Source organism: Mycobacterium sp. IDUB_21 (assembly GCF_055419425.1).
Window position 1 is genome coordinate 144,302 of record NZ_JBVAXQ010000007.1, and the last position, 16,991, is coordinate 161,292.

Annotated in this window: 20 protein-coding genes and 1 riboswitch; of the genes, 12 read left to right on the plus strand and 8 right to left on the minus strand. The window is 67.3% G+C overall.

Going from position 1 to position 16,991, the window contains the following annotated elements:
* Positions 1–9: 9 nt before the first annotated feature.
* Together ACZYY4_RS12700 and ACZYY4_RS12705 are read right to left on the minus strand one after the other, a co-directional pair.
* Positions 10–309: a PE family protein gene (locus tag ACZYY4_RS12700; RefSeq protein ID WP_463810333.1), complete on the minus strand. Its 300-nt coding sequence runs from the start codon at positions 307–309 to the stop codon at positions 10–12.
* Positions 310–595: 286 nt separating this feature from the next.
* Positions 596–768, minus strand: a riboswitch (M-box (ykoK) riboswitch).
* A 386-nt stretch (positions 769–1,154) separates the two neighbouring features.
* The gene (locus tag ACZYY4_RS12705; RefSeq protein ID WP_463810334.1) at positions 1,155–1,808 is read right to left on the minus strand and encodes a TetR/AcrR family transcriptional regulator; all 654 of its coding nucleotides are present in this window, start codon (positions 1,806–1,808) and stop codon (positions 1,155–1,157) included.
* Between the two features lie 144 nt (positions 1,809–1,952).
* Between ACZYY4_RS12705 and ACZYY4_RS12710 the strand changes: the two genes are divergently transcribed.
* From ACZYY4_RS12710 to ACZYY4_RS12735, 6 genes are all read left to right on the plus strand, one after another.
* Positions 1,953–2,915: an acyl-CoA thioesterase gene (locus ACZYY4_RS12710; RefSeq protein WP_463810335.1), complete on the plus strand. Its 963-nt coding sequence runs from the start codon at positions 1,953–1,955 to the stop codon at positions 2,913–2,915.
* Complete coding sequence (locus ACZYY4_RS12715) at positions 2,915–3,739, plus strand: SDR family NAD(P)-dependent oxidoreductase (RefSeq protein ID WP_463810336.1); 825 nt, start codon at positions 2,915–2,917, stop codon at positions 3,737–3,739. Before ACZYY4_RS12710 ends, ACZYY4_RS12715 begins: the two co-directional genes overlap by 1 nt.
* A 10-nt stretch (positions 3,740–3,749) precedes the next feature.
* Entirely contained in the window at positions 3,750–4,670 is a 921-nt protein-coding gene (locus ACZYY4_RS12720; protein WP_463810337.1) for an LLM class F420-dependent oxidoreductase, read from the plus strand.
* A 49-nt stretch (positions 4,671–4,719) separates the two neighbouring features.
* Positions 4,720–5,310 carry an HD family phosphohydrolase gene (locus tag ACZYY4_RS12725; protein ID WP_463810338.1) on the plus strand — a complete coding sequence of 197 codons (591 nt, stop codon included), beginning with the start codon at positions 4,720–4,722 and terminating at the stop codon, positions 5,308–5,310.
* Between the two features lie 64 nt (positions 5,311–5,374).
* A complete protein-coding gene (locus tag ACZYY4_RS12730; protein WP_463810339.1) occupies positions 5,375–6,157 on the plus strand; it encodes a DUF1906 domain-containing protein in 783 nt (260 codons plus the stop codon).
* Positions 6,157–6,813 carry a hypothetical protein gene (locus ACZYY4_RS12735; RefSeq protein WP_463810340.1) on the plus strand — a complete coding sequence of 219 codons (657 nt, stop codon included), beginning with the start codon at positions 6,157–6,159 and terminating at the stop codon, positions 6,811–6,813. The genes ACZYY4_RS12730 and ACZYY4_RS12735 overlap by 1 nt, the downstream gene beginning before the upstream one ends.
* Here the strand turns inward: ACZYY4_RS12735 and ACZYY4_RS12740 are convergent.
* Both ACZYY4_RS12740 and ACZYY4_RS12745 read right to left on the minus strand, forming a co-directional pair.
* Positions 6,807–7,406: a TetR/AcrR family transcriptional regulator gene (locus tag ACZYY4_RS12740; RefSeq protein ID WP_463810341.1), complete on the minus strand. Its 600-nt coding sequence runs from the start codon at positions 7,404–7,406 to the stop codon at positions 6,807–6,809. The two genes, ACZYY4_RS12735 and ACZYY4_RS12740, sit on opposite strands and share 7 nt — an antisense overlap.
* Positions 7,387–8,235 (minus strand): SDR family NAD(P)-dependent oxidoreductase, encoded by an 849-nt coding sequence (locus ACZYY4_RS12745; protein WP_463810342.1) that lies wholly within the window; start codon positions 8,233–8,235, stop codon positions 7,387–7,389. The genes ACZYY4_RS12740 and ACZYY4_RS12745 overlap by 20 nt, the downstream gene beginning before the upstream one ends.
* 118 nt (positions 8,236–8,353) lie before the next feature.
* On the opposite strand from ACZYY4_RS12745, the gene ACZYY4_RS12750 reads away from it, so the two are divergent.
* Together ACZYY4_RS12750 and ACZYY4_RS12755 are read left to right on the plus strand one after the other, a co-directional pair.
* Positions 8,354–9,220: an LLM class F420-dependent oxidoreductase gene (locus ACZYY4_RS12750; RefSeq protein WP_463810440.1), complete on the plus strand. Its 867-nt coding sequence runs from the start codon at positions 8,354–8,356 to the stop codon at positions 9,218–9,220.
* Positions 9,217–9,711: a nuclear transport factor 2 family protein gene (locus tag ACZYY4_RS12755; protein ID WP_463810343.1), complete on the plus strand. Its 495-nt coding sequence runs from the start codon at positions 9,217–9,219 to the stop codon at positions 9,709–9,711. The genes ACZYY4_RS12750 and ACZYY4_RS12755 overlap by 4 nt, the downstream gene beginning before the upstream one ends.
* A 3-nt stretch (positions 9,712–9,714) precedes the next feature.
* Here ACZYY4_RS12755 and ACZYY4_RS12760 read toward each other — a convergent pair whose 3' ends face one another.
* A complete protein-coding gene (locus ACZYY4_RS12760) occupies positions 9,715–10,596 on the minus strand; it encodes an alpha/beta fold hydrolase (protein ID WP_463810344.1) in 882 nt (293 codons plus the stop codon).
* Positions 10,597–10,729: 133 nt separating this feature from the next.
* Between ACZYY4_RS12760 and ACZYY4_RS12765 the strand changes: the two genes are divergently transcribed.
* Positions 10,730–11,488 (plus strand): SCO6745 family protein, encoded by a 759-nt coding sequence (locus ACZYY4_RS12765; RefSeq protein ID WP_463810345.1) that lies wholly within the window; start codon positions 10,730–10,732, stop codon positions 11,486–11,488.
* Between the two features lie 7 nt (positions 11,489–11,495).
* On the opposite strand, the gene ACZYY4_RS12770 is transcribed toward ACZYY4_RS12765, so the two are convergent.
* The 3 genes from ACZYY4_RS12770 to ACZYY4_RS12780 form a co-directional block, all read right to left on the minus strand.
* Complete coding sequence (locus tag ACZYY4_RS12770; RefSeq protein ID WP_463810346.1) at positions 11,496–12,524, minus strand: fused (3R)-hydroxyacyl-ACP dehydratase subunits HadA/HadB; 1,029 nt, start codon at positions 12,522–12,524, stop codon at positions 11,496–11,498.
* Positions 12,525–12,599: 75 nt separating this feature from the next.
* The gene (locus ACZYY4_RS12775; protein ID WP_463810347.1) at positions 12,600–13,046 is read right to left on the minus strand and encodes a hypothetical protein; all 447 of its coding nucleotides are present in this window, start codon (positions 13,044–13,046) and stop codon (positions 12,600–12,602) included.
* Positions 13,043–13,930 carry an IclR family transcriptional regulator gene (locus ACZYY4_RS12780; protein WP_463810348.1) on the minus strand — a complete coding sequence of 296 codons (888 nt, stop codon included), beginning with the start codon at positions 13,928–13,930 and terminating at the stop codon, positions 13,043–13,045. Before ACZYY4_RS12780 ends, ACZYY4_RS12775 begins: the two co-directional genes overlap by 4 nt.
* 94 nt (positions 13,931–14,024) lie before the next feature.
* On the opposite strand from ACZYY4_RS12780, the gene ACZYY4_RS12785 reads away from it, so the two are divergent.
* From ACZYY4_RS12785 to ACZYY4_RS12795, 3 genes are read left to right on the plus strand one after another with little or no spacing between them, the layout of a single operon-like run.
* Positions 14,025–14,960 (plus strand): SDR family NAD(P)-dependent oxidoreductase, encoded by a 936-nt coding sequence (locus ACZYY4_RS12785; protein ID WP_463810441.1) that lies wholly within the window; start codon positions 14,025–14,027, stop codon positions 14,958–14,960.
* On the plus strand, positions 14,957–15,760 hold the full coding sequence (locus tag ACZYY4_RS12790) for an acetoacetate decarboxylase family protein (protein WP_463810349.1): 804 nt from the start codon (positions 14,957–14,959) through the stop codon (positions 15,758–15,760). Before ACZYY4_RS12785 ends, ACZYY4_RS12790 begins: the two co-directional genes overlap by 4 nt.
* Positions 15,761–15,764: 4 nt before the next feature.
* On the plus strand, positions 15,765–16,979 hold the full coding sequence (locus tag ACZYY4_RS12795) for an amidohydrolase family protein (RefSeq protein ID WP_463810350.1): 1,215 nt from the start codon (positions 15,765–15,767) through the stop codon (positions 16,977–16,979).
* Positions 16,980–16,991 lie beyond the last annotated feature (12 nt).

Sequence of the window (16,991 nt, forward strand, 5' to 3'; positions counted from 1 at the left end):
AAAAACCTTTCAGTAAACCGAGATAACGTTGGCAGCGTCGGTCGCCGCGTAGGACTGGGCGCTGCGCTGCAGCGTGTTCACGAACATCTCGTGCACCACAGCAGCCCGCTTGCTGATCGCCTGGTACATCTGCGCGTGTCTGGCGAATTGAGCGGCGGTCAGCGCAGAGACCTCGTCGGCGGCGGCCGGAACCACGCCAGTGGTCGGCGCCGCGGCGGCGGCGCTCTGCGCAGCTAACACATCGCCGACACCGCGCAGGTCAGCCGCTGTCGCAGTCAGTTCTTCGGGCAGTGCAGACACAAAAGACATCGAAGCTCTCCTTCAAGAAGACATGACGAATTGCACCGTTACACCATCAAATTCGCGCGCAGATACCGCGCTGGTCCCTGAGGGCAGACAGCGCTGCTGCGGAACGGCGCAAACCGATTCAGAGGGTGGAAGTGGCGCCGGGGCCGGAGTTGAACGAAATGCTCGTCGAACTCGGATAAGGACTATCGCTAAGACTCAATGTCGCTCTCACCTCCTCCGAGCCAGGGCACACGCGGATGCCATTGCGGTGTGCACAGCGGGTGAGCCGGACCGACAGATCAGCCGGCCGGCACCCCTCTCGTCAGAGCTTTGGCACTGCACGGCGTATCCGGCCATGAGCCGGAAGCCACTTGGGCTCAACCCTTAAGCCGGGAAGAGCTGTCCTGACCCTGGGCGTCTTTCGACGTTCGAGGTCAGTGGCCTGTATCCGTACAGACGCCTCACCTAGCGAGGTGCGTTCGCGGCCATGGTGGCATCAACCGCGCGGGGAGTCAACTCGAATGCTGCGCTACCAGCGTGTCGATGGCCCGGTCGACAGTCGTCGGTACGTTTGAAAGCAACTGAGTGCCAATATATTTCATTGATAGGCGACAAGTCACTGCGCAGTCCGTGCATCTGAAATCGCGAAATGTGTGTCGAAACGACCTGCGTGCCTGCAACGTTCGGACGACACCATGCCAGCAGCGCGGCAATCGGTGCGACTCGTACGAAGTAGCTGAGGGTTGTGTGGGAGCGAACTATTCACGCGCACAATGCAGGCCGAATCAAGCCGACTGAAGCAGCAAGTGAACCCCGGGACGTCCGGGTTGGCAATGCCACAGCGACGATCCAGCACCGCCTGGCTGTCACCGACCCGTGATCGGGGCCTGCCACAGACCCGTGATCCCGTCGACAAGGCCCTGATTGGCGCCCGGCCAGTCCGGGCGGGGCCCCTTGCTGCCTTCGGCGAATCCGCGTTCGATTTCGGCGCAGGTATACAGCAGCATCGTGCGCATCATGATCTTGCGTTCAACGCGAACGTGTTTGGGCAGGTCGGGGACGCCCTGGCCGATGCGGTCGATGACCCGGCGCAGCGTCTCCGACTCCAGGGCGCTCTTTGCGACCACTCGGCGATACGTGGGGTCGGTCATCACCTGGGCGGCGAATCGCGCATACCAGGTGGGCCCGGTCAGCGACGCCAGGTGATCGGTCAGCGGCTGCACCAGGCAACCCACCCAGTCGCGCAGTTCGGCGGAATCACCGGTGGCCGTGATCCGGGTGGTGCGCAGCTCTTCGATGTGCCCGGCGTGACTGGCTTCGATGGCGCGCACCAGATCCTTCTTGGTGCCGAAGTGGTAGGCCACCGCGGCGTTGTTGCCCTGGCCGGCGGCTACGACGATCTGGCGGTGGGTCACGGCCTCGACTCCGCGCTCGGCGATCAGCCGTTCAGCCGCGCATAACAGGGCCTCCCGTGTGCTGTCGGTGCGGGCGGACCGCGGGCTGTGCACCGGTGTCGGCATGGGAGTCAGTGAACATCGCTCACTTGACCTAAGTCAAACGTTTTACTTAAATGGACCGACAGTCCACAAGCCGGTTCTCCCATTGGGCCCCGAGCGCGCGCGCCGGCAGCGTACGGCGAGGAGGATGCGGTGAGGCCGACGCCGATGCCCGAAGCATCCGCCCGACCGGACTTCACCGGACCCCTCATCGGCTCCGGTAGCCCGTTGGAAGCCGCCACGCTCGGCGCACTCGACCAGCTGCAGCAGGTGCTGGCGCTGCAACCGGTGGGCGCCGATCGATTTCGGGCGGGCAGCGAACCCGGCAGGTTCGGCCGAATCTTCGGCGGTCAGCTCGTCGCCCAGGCGTTGTCCGCGGCCACCGCCACAGTCACCGCGCTCGTTCCGCATTCGATCCATGCAATGTTTGTGCGTCCCGGCGACTCGTCCGCGCCGCTGGACATCGTCGTCGACCGCACCCGCGACGGGCGCTCGATGTCGGCACGCCACGTCGTCGTAGAGCAAGCAGGCCGGACGCTGGTGACCGCGATGGTGTCCTTCGACGCCAATCCCGAGAGCTCCGAGGCCGTCACCGTCGAGGGGTCGGTGACGGCACCGGAAGCTCTTCCGCTGCTGCAGCACTGGGCGCAGCAGGCGCCGGCGGACCTGGCCGGCTCGGCAAGCACGTGGATCGATACGCCGCCACCGTTGGAAATGCGCATGGCCGAAGCGCCGATATTCCTCGGTGGCACCCAGGCGAGTGGTCCGCGCACCTTGTGGATGCGCCTGCCCCGTGCGGTCGACGGCGGGCCGGCGACACACGCCGCCATGCTCGCCTACGCGAGCGACTACCTGCTGGTGGACACGGCCTTTCGGGCCCACCCCCAACGTGTCGGCTATGCCACCCATCGTGGCCTGACCCTCGACCACACCGTCTGGCTGCACCGTCCGGTGCGCTTCGATCAGTGGCATCTCTACACCCAGCAGACCGTCGCCGCCGCCGGCCACCGCGCTGTGGTGCACGGGACCGTCGTCGACGCCGCCGGCCGCCACGTGGCCAGCACCGCCCAAGAAGTCCTCGTCCGGCCGATCGTCGAGCTGACCCGTACGTCAACACCGGGAGGTGGCTAATGGTTCTGCGCAAGGATGCTTCGGCCCTGGACGGCCGCGTAGCCGTCATCACCGGCGGTGGTTCCGGGATCGGCCGGGGCATTGCCGAGACCTTCGCCGAATTCGGTGCCCGGGTGGTGATCTGGGAAAAGGATCCCGAGACCGCAGAGAAGACTGCGACGACGGTCGGGGGCCTCGCCTGCGCGGCCGACGTCCGCAACGAGGAGCAAGTCGACGCGGCACTGGCCAGAACCATTGCGACGGTGGGTATACCGACAATCCTGGTCAACAACGCCGGCGGCGTGTTTGCGTCGGGGCTGCTGGAAACCACGACGAAGGGGTGGGACACGCTGATCCGCTCCAACCTCACCCAGGTTCTGCTCTGCACCCAGCGCGTTGCCGCCGCACTGGTGCGGCACGGCGCGTCGGGGAGCATCATCAACATCGCCACCATCGAGGGCACCCGTGCCGCGCCCGGCTACGCGGCCTACGCCGCGGCGAAGGCGGGCGTCATCAACTTCACCAAAACGGCGGCGCTGGAATTGGCGCCGCACGGCATCCGGGTCAACTGCCTGGCCCCGGACCTCACCCTCACCGAAGGTATTGAGCGCGTCGGCTCGGCCGAGATGCTGGCCAACGCGCATCACATGATCCCGATGGGACGCCCCGGCCACGTCGACGAAATGGCCGGCGCCGCCGTTTTCCTGGCCGGTGACCTGAGTTCCTATGTGACCGGCCAGACGCTGCACGTCGACGGCGGAACGCACGCGGCGGGTGGGTGGTATCACCATCCGGTCAGTGGCGACTACATGCTCGGGCCGCCGCGGCAGGAGTCTCAGAGTTGAAAGGAACCGTATGAGGTTCGCGTTCACCTATCCGATCATCACTCATCCATGCGACCCGGAACTGGTCTCCCCGCAGGGAGTCAGCACCGTTGCAAGGGCTGCAGAAGCCGCCGGCTTCGGCGCCATGGGCTTCACCGACCATCCGGCGCCGACCCAACGCTGGCTCGACGCCGGCGGACACGACAGCCTCGACCCTTTCGTGGCAATGGGATTCGCAGCCGCGCACACGAGCAAGATCCGGTTCATACCGAACGTCGTCGTCCTTCCGTACCGCAACCCGTTCGTTGTCGCGAAATCGGGTGCGACGCTGGATCTACTCTCCGGCGGCAGGTTCACCCTGGCCGTCGGCGTGGGCTATCTCAAAGGCGAATTCGCAGCGTTGGGCGTCGATTTCGACGAGCGAACCGCGCTGGTCGAAGAGAGCCTCGACGTCATCCGGGCCATCTGGACCGGCGACGACGTCTCGTTTGAGGGCAGGCACTTCCGTGCCCGGGGAATCACCGCGCATCCACGCCCGGTCAGCAGTCCGTGTCCGCCGATCTGGATCGGTGGAAACACCGGGAGGGCGCGGCAACGGGTCGCCACCCGGGGCGACGGATGGGCGCCGTTCGCCGCGCCGGCCGGTCTGGCCAGCACCGCCCGCACCGCCGCGATGGATTCCACCGAGGCGTTGGCAGCAGGCATCGAAGACTTGAAGAGACGCTGCGACGACGCGGGCCGAGACTGGGCCACCATCGATATCTGCTTCTCGAATCTGGCCGGCGGCCGTCTCGGGTACGACGACTTCGACGCGAGCGCCTACCTGGACGGTCTGGGGTGTCTGACCGATGTCGGGGTCACCTGGGTTCAGGTCGCCGTGCCCGGTGACAGCCTCGGCCACGCGCTGGAGGCGATAGAACAATTCGGCGTAGAGGTGGTCAAGAAGGTTTAGAGCGCCTCTGTCAGGCGCGCCGTGCCAGCGCTAGGGTGGCGTTGTGACTGTGCCGAAGATCGTCCACAGCGTGCCGCTGGCCGAGGACATCCTCGAGTCTCACCGCCACCGAGCTGGGGGTGACGACATCGGTTGGGACGCATACAAAGCGCACGTGTATCGGATCATCAATTTTGCCCGCGCGCTGACACCGGATGGCCCCGACCGCGACGACAAGCTGGCGATCGCCGCAGCGTTTCACGACCTGGCCGCATTCGACACGATCGACTATCTTGTGCCGTCGATCGAGGCGCAGGACTCATGGCTTCAGAAGACCGGCCGCGAGGCGTGGTCGGACGAGTTGGCGCTCATCATCGCCCAGCATCATCGGCTGGCCGGTTACGGTCCGTCCCGTCCCTATGCGCCACTGGTAGAAGCCGTTCGCCGGGCCGACCTCGTCGACGTGAGCCAGGGCCTTATCCGGTTTGGCCTCCCACGGTCCTATGTCAGCGAGGTGCGCGGAGCCTTCGACGCCGGCATCTTCTTCAAGCGTGTGATCCCGTCGGGCGTGGTGCGCGCAGTCCGCCGATTACAGCAGCCCGGCTTCTTGCGTCCCGGCAATGCACTGGTCCGTTCCGGCCACGCCGGACAAGAACGCTGACCGCTCGACCGGGGCCGTCGACAATCGGCCCCGGCCCCGGAGTAGCGCGGCTACCCTTCCCCTTGTGACGCCATTCGCTTCACGGCGCGAAGTCCTGCGGTATGCCGCCCTGCTGGCGCCGGCCGTGGCCGTGCCGGGCGCCTTCGGGGCGGTCCTGGGTGCTCCGAAGGCTGCTGCCGAGGGGCTGCGGCTGGTCGATTTCGCCGACCGGCTGGTTGCGCCCGAGCAGCTCAAATCGGCGGGCTTCGACGGGGCATTGGTCTACGTCTCCGAACTGCGCCCGGGTGCCACATTCGATTTCAAGCCCGTCACCCGCGACTATGCCGACCGACTCCGCGCCGCCGGCCTGCAGGTCGTCAGCTGCTACCAGTTCGGCAAGCCGGGATGGACGTCGTCGCCGTCGGATTTCACCCGCGGTTACGACGGGGGCGTGGCCGACGCCCGGACGGCATTGCGGCTGCACACCGGTGCCGGCGGGCCGGAAAGCGCGCCGATCTACTTCAGCGTCGATGAAGACATCGACTCCAAGACGTGGAAAGGCCTGGCAGTTCAGTGGTTTCGTGGCATCAATTCGGTGCTGGGGTCTCAGCGCACGGGAATCTATGGCGGTGCCCGCCAGTGTTCCTGGGCGATCGCCGACGATGTGGTCGGGCACTCGACCAGTTCTGGCTTCCGGTGGGCATGGCAGACCAGGGCGTGGTCGGGCGGCGAACGTGAGCCTGCGGCCGTGCTCTTTCAGCGAGAGATCGTCACCGCAACCGATCCGGGTTTCATGATCGACGACATCCACGTCGACGTGGACGACGTGCTGGCGGCCGATTTCGGCCAGTGGGATCTGGCGCGCTGATGGCGTGGGACGCAGCGCGGGTGGCGCGGTGGTCCGGCATCCTCGGATTCGCACTTCCCGCGCTCACGCTCGTGGTGTATCCGATCTGGTCGTTCCCGGACACCCAAACGCCGGCTACCGATGTGGCACAGTGGGCCGTGGTACACCACGAGCAACTGGTCGTGACCATGCTGCTCAACACGGTCGGCGTCACGCTCTGGCTGGTATTCGGCGCCGCGGTGTGGACGTACCTGCGCGACCGGCTCCCGGTGAGGTCGATGGCTCCGCTGTGCTTCGCCGGTGGTTTCATCGCCTGCGTGACCTTGCTGTTGAGCGGGTTCACCGCTTTCGACCTGTTGCTCTACCGGGAAAACCACAGCCCCGAGATCGCGGGGCTGCTCTATGACCTGGCTTTCGGGCTGCTGGCCATGTCGGGCATGCCAACCGCGGTGGCGCTGGGGGCGTTCGCGGTCGCGGTGTACGTCCATCGGGTGCTACCGCGGTATACCGCGCACCTCGCACTCGCCGCAGCCGCGGTGCATCCGTTGCTGCTGCTGGCGTTCATCGCCGACGATGGTCCGCTGTCGCTGGAAGGCTTGTCGATCACGGCGATGCCGGCGTTCTTGTTCGCCTGGATCCTCGGAACGGCGCTGGCGATGTCTCGCGAACCTCACTGAGCACTACTCGCCGACCAGGGCGCCAACAGCAGTTCGCATGCGCGCCGCATGTCGGTTTCGGCCTGCGCGGGCGTGGTCTCGCCCATCACGGCCCACGACAGGATGCCGTAGGTGCACTGCTCGACCAGCAGCGCGATCTGGGTGTCCTGCGGTGTCGGCCGGGCGATCCCGGCAACCGCCAAGATGATGCCCCGCAGGTTGAAGTCGCCGGTTGCGCTGGATGCGGCTCGGCGGGCATTGACCGAGGTGATCATCGCCCGGGCCAACCGCGGGCGGGCGAGCATGGACCGGCAGATGCCGACCATGAGTTCGGTGACATCGGCTGCCGGGCATCCGGTCAGCGGGTGCGGTGGTTCGACGGATCGGGTGTAGTGCAACAGCAGTGCCGTGAACAGATGATGCTTCGTCGGGTAGTAGCGGTAGACGGTGGTGATCGATACCGCCGACCGATCCGCCACGTCTTGCATCCGAACGGCTTCCAGGCCGTCGCGGGCACCCAGTCGGGCGGCGGTGGCGAGGATGCGTTCACAGCGTTCTCGTTGCGCGGGCGTTCTGGGGGCCGCCGGCCCGCGATCAATCGGTGGGCGGGGCATCGGGCTCTCGCTCCGCAGGGGGCGTTCGGCGCAACAGCTTCTGCATCCCCCGATGGGCGGCCAGCACGGCGCCGGCCCGGTCGCCGGTGGCGTGCAGTGCGGGGTTGTCGGCGTGCGCCGAGACGACATGTACCGGGCCGTGGGGGAGTTGGTCGAGGCCTTCGCGAGCGACGTCGGCCGGATCGGACACCCGCAGCCCGGGAACGTCGAAGTTGAGCCCGGCCCGCTGCATGGCCGGTGTGTTGGTGACGCCGAGCACGAGTTCAAGAACATGCACGTTGTAGTCACGCAGTTCCAGCCACAGGCCCTCGGCGTAGATCCGGGTGAACGCCTTCACGCCTCCGTACACGGTGTGCCGCGCCGACCCCAGATATCCGGTGAGCGAGCCGGCCAACAGGATGCCGCCGCGCCGTCGAGCGCGCATCGCGGTACCCAAGTGATGGATCAGCGCGAGTGGAGTGGTCACGTTCAGATCGATCACCCGCCCGAAGGCGGCCGGGTCGCCGTCGAGGAACTCCGCGCTGTGGGTGTTGGCGCCCGCGTTGTAGATCAACAGTCCGACTTCGAGATCCGTTGTGGCTGCGATGATCTTCGTGACGCTATCCGGCAGGGACAGATCCAGGGCCAGTTCACGGACCTGCACGCCGAGTTCGCGGCACCGATCGGCGGTGTCGCGCAGCGGTTCCGGCTTGCGGGCGACCAGGACCAGGTTGATCCCGGCCTGGGCCAGCAGGGCGGCGAACTCGGCACCGACGCCTTCCGAGCCGCCCGCGATCACGGCCCAGGGCCCGTACTGTCGCTGCCATGCCGATTGGTCGCCGCTGGACAAGGGCCGCCTCCATAACTAAAATTCATTTTAGTTTTCCGAAAGGCTACCTCAGCCGGGCGGCGCAACGAAAGTGCAGGAAACCATTGCGGTACCACGAAGCCGAGACGGGGCTGCGGTGATGCGGCTGGGCCTGGCCACACCGGTGGTCATTCAGGTTCCCGGAACGGCATCGGAGTGGGAGGCCGGCGGCGGCATCGACGACATCGCCGCGATCGGTGCGGCCGCCGACGAACTCGGATTCGCCTACCTCACCTGTTCGGAGCATGTTGCGGTTCCGGCCGACGCAGCGGCGGTCCGGGGAGCGACGTATTGGGATCCGTTGGCCACCTTGGCATTTCTGGCCGCCCGCACCAGCAACATCAGATTGGTTACCTCAGTCCTGGTGCTGGGCTATCACCATCCCCTGGAGATCGCCAAGCGCTACGGGACCCTCGACCGGATCAGCGGCGGCCGGCTGACCCTCGGCGTGGGTGTCGGTTCGCTGCGCGAGGAGTTCGACCTGCTCGGCTGCGAATGGGAAGATCGCGGGGCCCGGGCCGACGATGCGATGAAGGCATTGCGGGCGTCGTTGTCCACCACCGAGCCGTCCTACCAGGGTTCGTTCTACCGGTTCGACTCGATGGTCGTGGAGCCCTGTGCGATACAGCCGCGAGTGCCGATCTGGGTGGGCGGGCGAACCCGCCGATCCCTGCGGCGCGCGGTGGAGCTGGGCGACGGGTGGACACCGTTCGGTCTCACGGCCGCCGACGTCGCGAAATTCCTTGATTCGGTGGACCGCCCGAGCGACTTCACCGTCGTGCTCGCATCGCCGCCGCTAGACCCGATCGGAGACGGAGAGCAGACACTCGACCGGATCGGCCGCTTGGCGGACCTCGGCACCACCGATGTGACCTGCGCGATCTCAGCACGATCCGCGACGCACTTCATCGAGCAGCTGACTGCACTTGCCGAGCTGGCGAACCTCGCCGGTCAGGAACACCGATGAGCGAACAACGGCTGGCTGAACTCGAACGGCGCCTGCAGCACATCGAGGACGAACGCGCGATCGAGCGAATGATCGCCTCCTACGGCCCGCTGGTGGACGCCGGCGACGCCGAATCGACCGCCGCGCTCTGGCGCGACGACGGGATCTACGACGTCGAGGGCTGGCTTATGAGGGGCCGCGACGACATCGCGGCGATGGTGGGCTCGCCGGGACATCAGGAGCTGATCAACCACGGTTGCGTGCACTTCCTCGGCCCGGCCGTGGTCACCGTGCACGGCGATGACGCAGTGGCGGTGTGCGACTCGACGCTGCTGGTCAAACACGAGAACGGCTACCGGGTGGCGCGCGGGGGCGCCAACTACTTTCACCTGACCCGCACGCCCGAGTCGCCCGGGCAGTGGCAGATCGTCACACGAATCACCCGACGCCTCGACGGCACCGCCGAAAGTCGCGCCCTGTTGGCCGATGGAATCGCGGGCCGAATCCGCTGACGCCTAGCCGGCAGCCCACTCGGAGGCCAGGAACTCCCGCGCCAGGCGGGTGAACTCATCGGGCCGGTCGTAGGTGACGATGTGCCCGGCGCCGGCCATGGTGACCAGGCGCGAATTCGGGGTAGCGGCATGGGCGGCCGCAAGTTCGCCCGCGCCGACCAGTGGGTCGTCCGCGCCGCGGACCCACAGGGTGGGGACCGACAGCCCGGACAGCGCCGGCAGCAGGTTCAGTCGCATCGAGCGCGGGCCGTAGGCCTCGATCTGCCAGTCGTCCAAGGCCTTCTCGCGGTAGCGGTGCTTCGCGCGAGCCTCTTGGATCGCGGTGGCGATGATCGCGTCGAAGTCGCGGGTGCGTTCTCCCGCAGTCAGATTGGCGATCATGGACCGGCGGATGGCGGTGGGGAAACGGGCGACGTACCAGCTGCCGGCACGCAGCAGACCGGGCGTCCGCATTGCCAGCCAGGTCAGAAATTGCGCCGGGCGCCTCGCCTCGAGCCCGCCGGGCCCGACCGCGACCAGGGCGCTCACCCGCTCGGGATGCTCCAGGGCGAAGCCGGTGGCGATCCCCGCACCCAGTGACAACCCGATGAACGCCGCCTGCGGCAGTTCCAGCGCGTCGAGCAGATCGGCCAGAAAGCGGCGGAAGAATGCGTCGTCGAGCACCCCGCGCCACGGCCTGCTGCCGCCGTGGCGGGGCAGGTCGATGACGTGCACCCGATGGTCGGCCGCCAGCGCCGGAGCGACGCGGCGCCACACCCCCTGCGCGGTGTCGAGCATCGCGCCGTGCAGCAGAAGCAGGGGCAACCCGGTGTCGCCGGCGCGGTACAGACGCACCGGTCCGCCGCACACCGTCAGGTCGGTGTGGCTGTCGAACAGTTCGGTCAAGGTCTTCTCCCGCCCGCGTCTACCTGGTCGACACTATCGATAGCGAATACCCGGGGTGTGCACGTCGTCGACCCGCTGCCCGACGCGTGATGCAAGACTGGGCTCAGGCGAACGCGTAGGAGGAGCCAAGGCCATGAGCGACACCGCGAAATTGGATGACGTTATTGCCGCAGGAACCGCGATGGAACAGGCCGTCGCGGTCTTCATGCTGCACCCGGAGACCTTCGGCGAGAGCATCGCCGCCGGCTATCAAAACCCCTTGGCGGGATATGTCGCCGGCCGCGGGGGAGTGCTGGGCGAGGCCACCGGCGACACCGTTGCATCGGTGTTCGCGGTGTTCGAACCGACCGGGCTGGTTGCGATGTGGGACGAAGGTATCGCGGTGCGCGGCGCTGCCGGTGCGGCGCAACTGTATTGGGACCAGACCGCCGGGTTCGGCCGCAAGTATCTGGCCGGGGCCGACGGGCTGGACCGGATCGCCGCGCTGGGTGAGAAGATCATCGCCGCGACCCCGACCGCGGGGTTGCCACTGTTCGCCGGCTGGCGTGCGATGCCGCTGGCCGACGATCCCGCCGCGCGGGCTTTGCAGGTGATGTTCGTGCTGCGGGAACTGCGGGCCGCGGTGCACTTCAATGCGCTGTGCATCTCCGGGATCACCCCGATCGAGGCGCACATGCTCAACAAGGGCCCGCAGTACGCCGCGATGTTCGGCTGGCCCGAACCATTCGCCGACGGCGCCGGCAAGCAGGACCGCTACGCCCAGATCGAGCAGGCGACCAACCGGCGGATGACCGAACTCTTCGCCGCCGCAATCGATCCGGCTGAGGCCGCGGAGTTGGCCCGGCTGAGCACCGCTGCCTTGGAGTCACTGCAAGCCAGCCTGCCGGGCTGACCCGGAGTCAGCGGAAGCGGACGCTCAGCGTGGCCAGGCCGAAGATCTTCTTGTCACAGGATTTCGCGCCGACCAGGATGACACCGGTGCGGGTCTCGGGGTCGAGTGACTTGATCTTGCCGCTGAATTCGATGTCGGCGCCTTCCTTGGCCGACACGATCGCCGGCGCCGACAGCCGCACCGCGTAGCGGGTGACCGCCCCGGGGTCGCCGGTCCAGGCGGAGGCGAAACCGGCGCCCAGGCCCATGGTCAGCATGCCGTGCGCGATCACGTCGGGTAGCCCGGCCAGCTTGGCGAGCTCCTCATCCCAGTGGATCGGGTTGGCGTCGCCGGCCACGCCGGCATAGTTCACCAGGTCGCCGCGGGACAGCCGGGTGTGGCGGACCGGCAGCGCGTCGCCGACCTTCACGTCGTCGAAGGACGGTGTCGCCGGGGTGCGGGTCAGGCCCCCCTCGGATATCTGGATCTCGCCCCCGTGCCGCTCCGCCTTCTCATAGCCGGCGGCCGATTCGCCGACGTTGAGGATGTTGACGTCGTGCATCATCGCGCGCTGTACTGCCGTCTTGACTTCCGGGCCGATGTCCTCGGCGGTGACACCGACGACGGTGGTGTGCAGGGTGTGCACCACCTCCCCCGCGGTGTCGGTGAAGGTGTTGGTGACGGTGATCAGGTCCCGGCCGGCGATCCGGCGCACCGACGTCAACTCGACGTCGATGGTCAGTTCGTCGCCGTCCACGATCGGGCGATGCTGTTCGAAGACCTCTTCGGTCTGCATGTAGGTGTCGTAGCCGACGACGACTGATTCGAACATGCGTCGGTTGCACGCCATGCCCGGAGTCGAGGTGAACGTCAGCGGCGCCACCAGCCCCGAGTAGCCCAGCTCGGCGGCGGCGGCGACGTCCCAGTGCGCGGGGTGGTAGTCCTGCACGGCGCGGGCGTACTCGCGCACCTTCTCCCGGCCGACCAGGTAGGTGCCGTCCATCTGGTAGTAGTGCCCGACACGCGATTCCAGCGCCGAGGTCTGTGCTGCCGTCATGAATTTGCAACCGTTCTGTCGGTTTGTTTGCTGTGGCCGACCCCAGAACCCTAGCGCGCGGGCCGGCACTGGTTGCTATGGAAGTTGGGCGAGAATGGCGGCGAGGGTGCGCCAGCGGCGGTGGCGGTGGGCGAACAACAGCCGAATGAACAGGCGGGTTCCCAAGCCTATGATGCCGTCATCGGTTTCGATCTCGTCGGTGTAGTGGCAGCGATGCTCGTCGATGGGAGCGAATGTCAGGCGGTGATTCCAAGTGCGTACCGGCCCGCCGTGCTCATTGGTGTAGATCATCAGATCGTCGAGCTCTTTGATTTCGAGGTGATGGGTCCAGGCCGGGATGACACCGAACCACCACAGCCGCGCCGACGCGCAGGTTCCCACCTCAAGGCGGCCAGGGGCGGTCAGCGTCGGCAATTTGACGACTGGGCCAAGGACGAATTGCATCAATTCCGGTCGGCGCGCCAACGCCGCGGCGCGTTGCGCTGAAATCGGTAGCTCGGTGCTGAGGGAAACGGTGCTCATGACCGGGCCTCTTGCACCAACGCGGCGCTTAATCGGCGGGACGCCGAAGACAGTTGCGTCCCCAGCCGGGTGACCGCCGCGCCGCTCATCGGCTCGGCGCTGGGAACCAGGCTCAGCATCAACGCAATGCGGGACCCCTCGAGAATGGGGGAGTCGATGTGGCTCACCTCGTAACTGCGGTCGGGCGCCAGGCTGATCGGGAACCACTCCTCCTGATGGGTCAGTTCGTCGGTCAGCGCCTGCGCCAGCTGGCTCAGCCGGGTGGAACGTACCTCGGCGCTACGCACGATCAGCGCCAGTTCCTGCAGGCGCAGATCGGGCAGGATGTGCAGGCCGACCGCAAAGCCGCGTTGCTCGGCGGCGGTCAGCGCCTGCCGGTAGCGCCCGCGCACGTCCTCGGGAAGGCTGGCCAGCCACCGCTCCCGGGCATCCGGCCCGGCCCAGGCGACGATCGAGGCCCCGTATGGCGGACGGTGGGGGAACTGGGTGCCGATGGGCATCGGGTGACCGCCGCCGTGCGGGCTTCGGACCTGATCCACGACGGTGGAGTAGTCATCGCTCACCGCGAACGCGACGCAGTGCGCGCCGGTGGCCGCCGACAGCTCGGCCATCGCCGAGCGGGCCAGCACCAGGGCCGGGTAACGGCCTGCCGCCTCTCGGCCGAGCCGGACCAGGGCGGGACCGAGGTGGTAGGTCTTGCGCACCGGGTCGCGCAGCAGCCAACCGGCCTGCAGCAGTTCGGACAGCATCGAGTGGCAGCTGGCCTTGTGCACGTCCAGGTGCCGCGACACCTCCGTCAAGGTCATCCCGTCGTTCTCGGCGCCGGCCAGCTGATCGAACAGGTTCACCACCCGCTCGGTCTGGGGGGACGGGCGTGGAACCATCCACTGATAGTCGCATAGTGCGACTCCTTGCGATGGTATGCGCGACCATGTGACGATGGCCACAATGTCTACCAGGGCGATGTCTACAAAGGCGATGTCAGACCTTCGAGGCAAGACGGCGGTCGTAACCGGCGGAGCCGGTGGCATCGGGCAGGCCCTGGGCAGGCGTTTCGGCCGGGAGGGCATGAAGGTGGTGCTGGCCGACGTCCTCGCCGAACCGCTGGACGAGGCGACCCGAGCACTCGCGGACGAGGGTATTGACGCGGTCGGGGTGGTCACCGACGTCACCGATTACTCCTCGACCGAGGCGCTGGCCACCGAGGCGCTCGCCCGCTTCGGCGCGGTACACGTGGTGTGCAACAACGCCGGCACCGGCGCGGTTTCCGAGGGCTACATGTGGGAGCACGACCTGGCCGATTGGCGTTGGGGAATCGACGTCAACGTGCTGGGCGTCATCCACGGCATCAAAGCCTTCGTGCCGATCCTGCTCGAGCAGGGCGAGGGACACGTGGTCAACACCTGCTCGGGAAACGGCGGGTTCGCGCCGATCGCCCGGGGGGCCATGGGTGGGCCGGCCACCGCCGTCTACCCGATGACCAAGGCTGCGGTGCTCTGCCTGACCGAAAGCCTCTACACCCACTTGGAGATGACCGGGACGCGGGTGCGAGCGCACGTCCTGTTCCCGGGCGGCTTTTTGAACACCGGCATCTGGGAGTCGTGGCGGCACCGCCCGCAGCGCTACGCCGCGACCCAGCGACGCCGCACATCCGAGACGACCCTGGCAGGAGTGGTGGCCCGGTTCGAGGCCGCCGGCGCACATGTCGACTTCACCCCGCTCGACACGGTTGCCGACCAGGTGATCGACGGCATCTGCGATGACCGCTTCTGGATGATGGGCCCGCCCACCCCCTCAGACCAGGTCGTGACCAGCAAGGCGGCGTCGATCCTGGCTCGCGGCGAGCCCGACTACCTGGTCGATGTCCTCGGCCAACATGCCGAGAGCGCAGCGGAAGAAGGAGGAAAGCGTTGAGCATCAGTGCAGTTCGCTACGGTCCTCGTCCACCGGAGGCGCGAGTCGACCACGAGATCGACGCCACCACAGCGCCCATCGCCACCGAGGCGGTGACCATCACCTACCTCACCGATCCCGACATTGTCGCGGCCGTACTGCCCAGGCCGCTGGTGCCGGCCGCCGAACCACTGGTGCGCATCCAGCTTCAGCGGGTCCGGCTGGAGGGTAGGCCGCCCTTTGGGTCGGCGGTGTTCTCGGTGACCGCCCGGCACGGCGAAATCGAAGGCGACTATCCGTTGTTCATGCCGCAGTCCACCGAACAGTCAGTCACCGGTGGGCGCGAAACCTTCGGCGAGCCCAAGAAACTGGCTCACATCGAGGTGGAGCGCGACGGCGACCAGATCTCCGCAGGTGTGGACCGGCTGGGTCATCAGCTCATCAGGCTCAACGGTCAGGTCACCGGCCCGGCGGAGCTGCCCGCGGACCAGATGAACACCGAGTTCTATTTCAAGTTCCTGCGTGCCCCCGACGGCAGCGGCATCACCGACCCCCACCTGGTCTACGGCGAATACCACCGGCACTACGAGTTGCTGGAGAACATCGACGGCACCCTCGAGTTGGGCGAGTCCCCGCTGGATCCGGTGGCCGACATCGTGATCCGGGAGATCCGGTCGATCACCTGGTGTCGCCGCCGCACCATCCAGGTGGGGCGGATCGCGGAACGGGTACCGCAGGAATGGCTGTTGCCGTACGTGCACCAGCGCTACGACGACGTGGCCCTGCTGGCTGCCCCCAGGCCCGAGTCGGCGCGGGCCTGAGCGCATGGACCGGTACACGGTTATCTCGGCCGACTGCCACGCCGGCGCCGACCTGCTGGACTATCGCGAGTACCTCGATCCGCGCTACCGCGACGAATTCGACGGTTGGGCAAAGACATACGTCAATCCATTCGGCGACCTCACCGAGCCTGACGCCGAGCGAAGCTGGAACAGCGACCGACGCAACGCCGACCTGGATACCGAAGGTGTCGCCGGGGAGGTCATCTACCCCAACACCGTTCCGCCGTTCTTTCCGAACGGGAGCCTGGCCGCTCCGCCACCGGAGACCGCGCGCGAGGTCGAGCTGCGCTGGGCCGGCCTGCGTGCGCACAATCGGTGGCTGGCCGACTTCTGCTCCCAGTCGCCGCTGCGGCGTGCCGGTGTAGGCCAAATCCTGCTCTACGACCTCGACGAAGCCATCACCCAAGTAGCTCAGATCGCCGAACTGGGACTGCGCGGTGGGGTGCTGCTGCCCGGAGTCGCTCCCGGAGCTGGTATTCCGCAGCTCTACGCCGAGCATTGGGCGCCGCTCTGGGCGGCGTGCGACGAGGCGGGTGTGGTGGTCAACCATCACGGCGGCACCGCCGGACCGACTCCCACGGACGGATGGGGCAGTTCATTTGCGGTGTGGGTGTACGAGACTCACTGGTGGGCGCACCGGGCACTGTGGCACCTGATCTTCAGCGGGGCGCTGGATCGCCACCCCGACCTCACCGTGGCCTTCACCGAGCAGGGCGCCGGGTGGATACCGGCGACACTGCACTCGCTCGACGTCGCGGCCGCCCGGTATGCGCGGCCGAGCTCGGCGATCGCCCGGTTCGCCGGACCCACCGCCGGTTCGCTGAGCTTGCGGCCCAGCGAGTACTGGGCCCGGCAGTGCTACGTCGGGGCCAGCTTCATGCGTCCCGTCGAGTGCGCCGAGCGGCACGCCATCGGCGTGGAGAAGATCATGTGGGGAAGTGACTATCCGCACTACGAGGGGACCGCTCCCTATACCCGAGAGGCGTTGCGCCACACCTTCTCCGGCGTCCCGCCGGCCGAAGTGGCGGCCATGGTGGGCGGGAATGCGGCGAGGGTTTACGGCTTCGACCTGGCAGCCCTGGCGCCGCTGACCGACCGTATCGGCCCGAGTGTGGCCGAGGTCGCCGAACCGCTGGCCGAGGTGCCCGCCGACGCAATGAGCACCGTTTTCGAACCCGACCCGATCCGTACCTGGTAGCGAAAGGCAAGT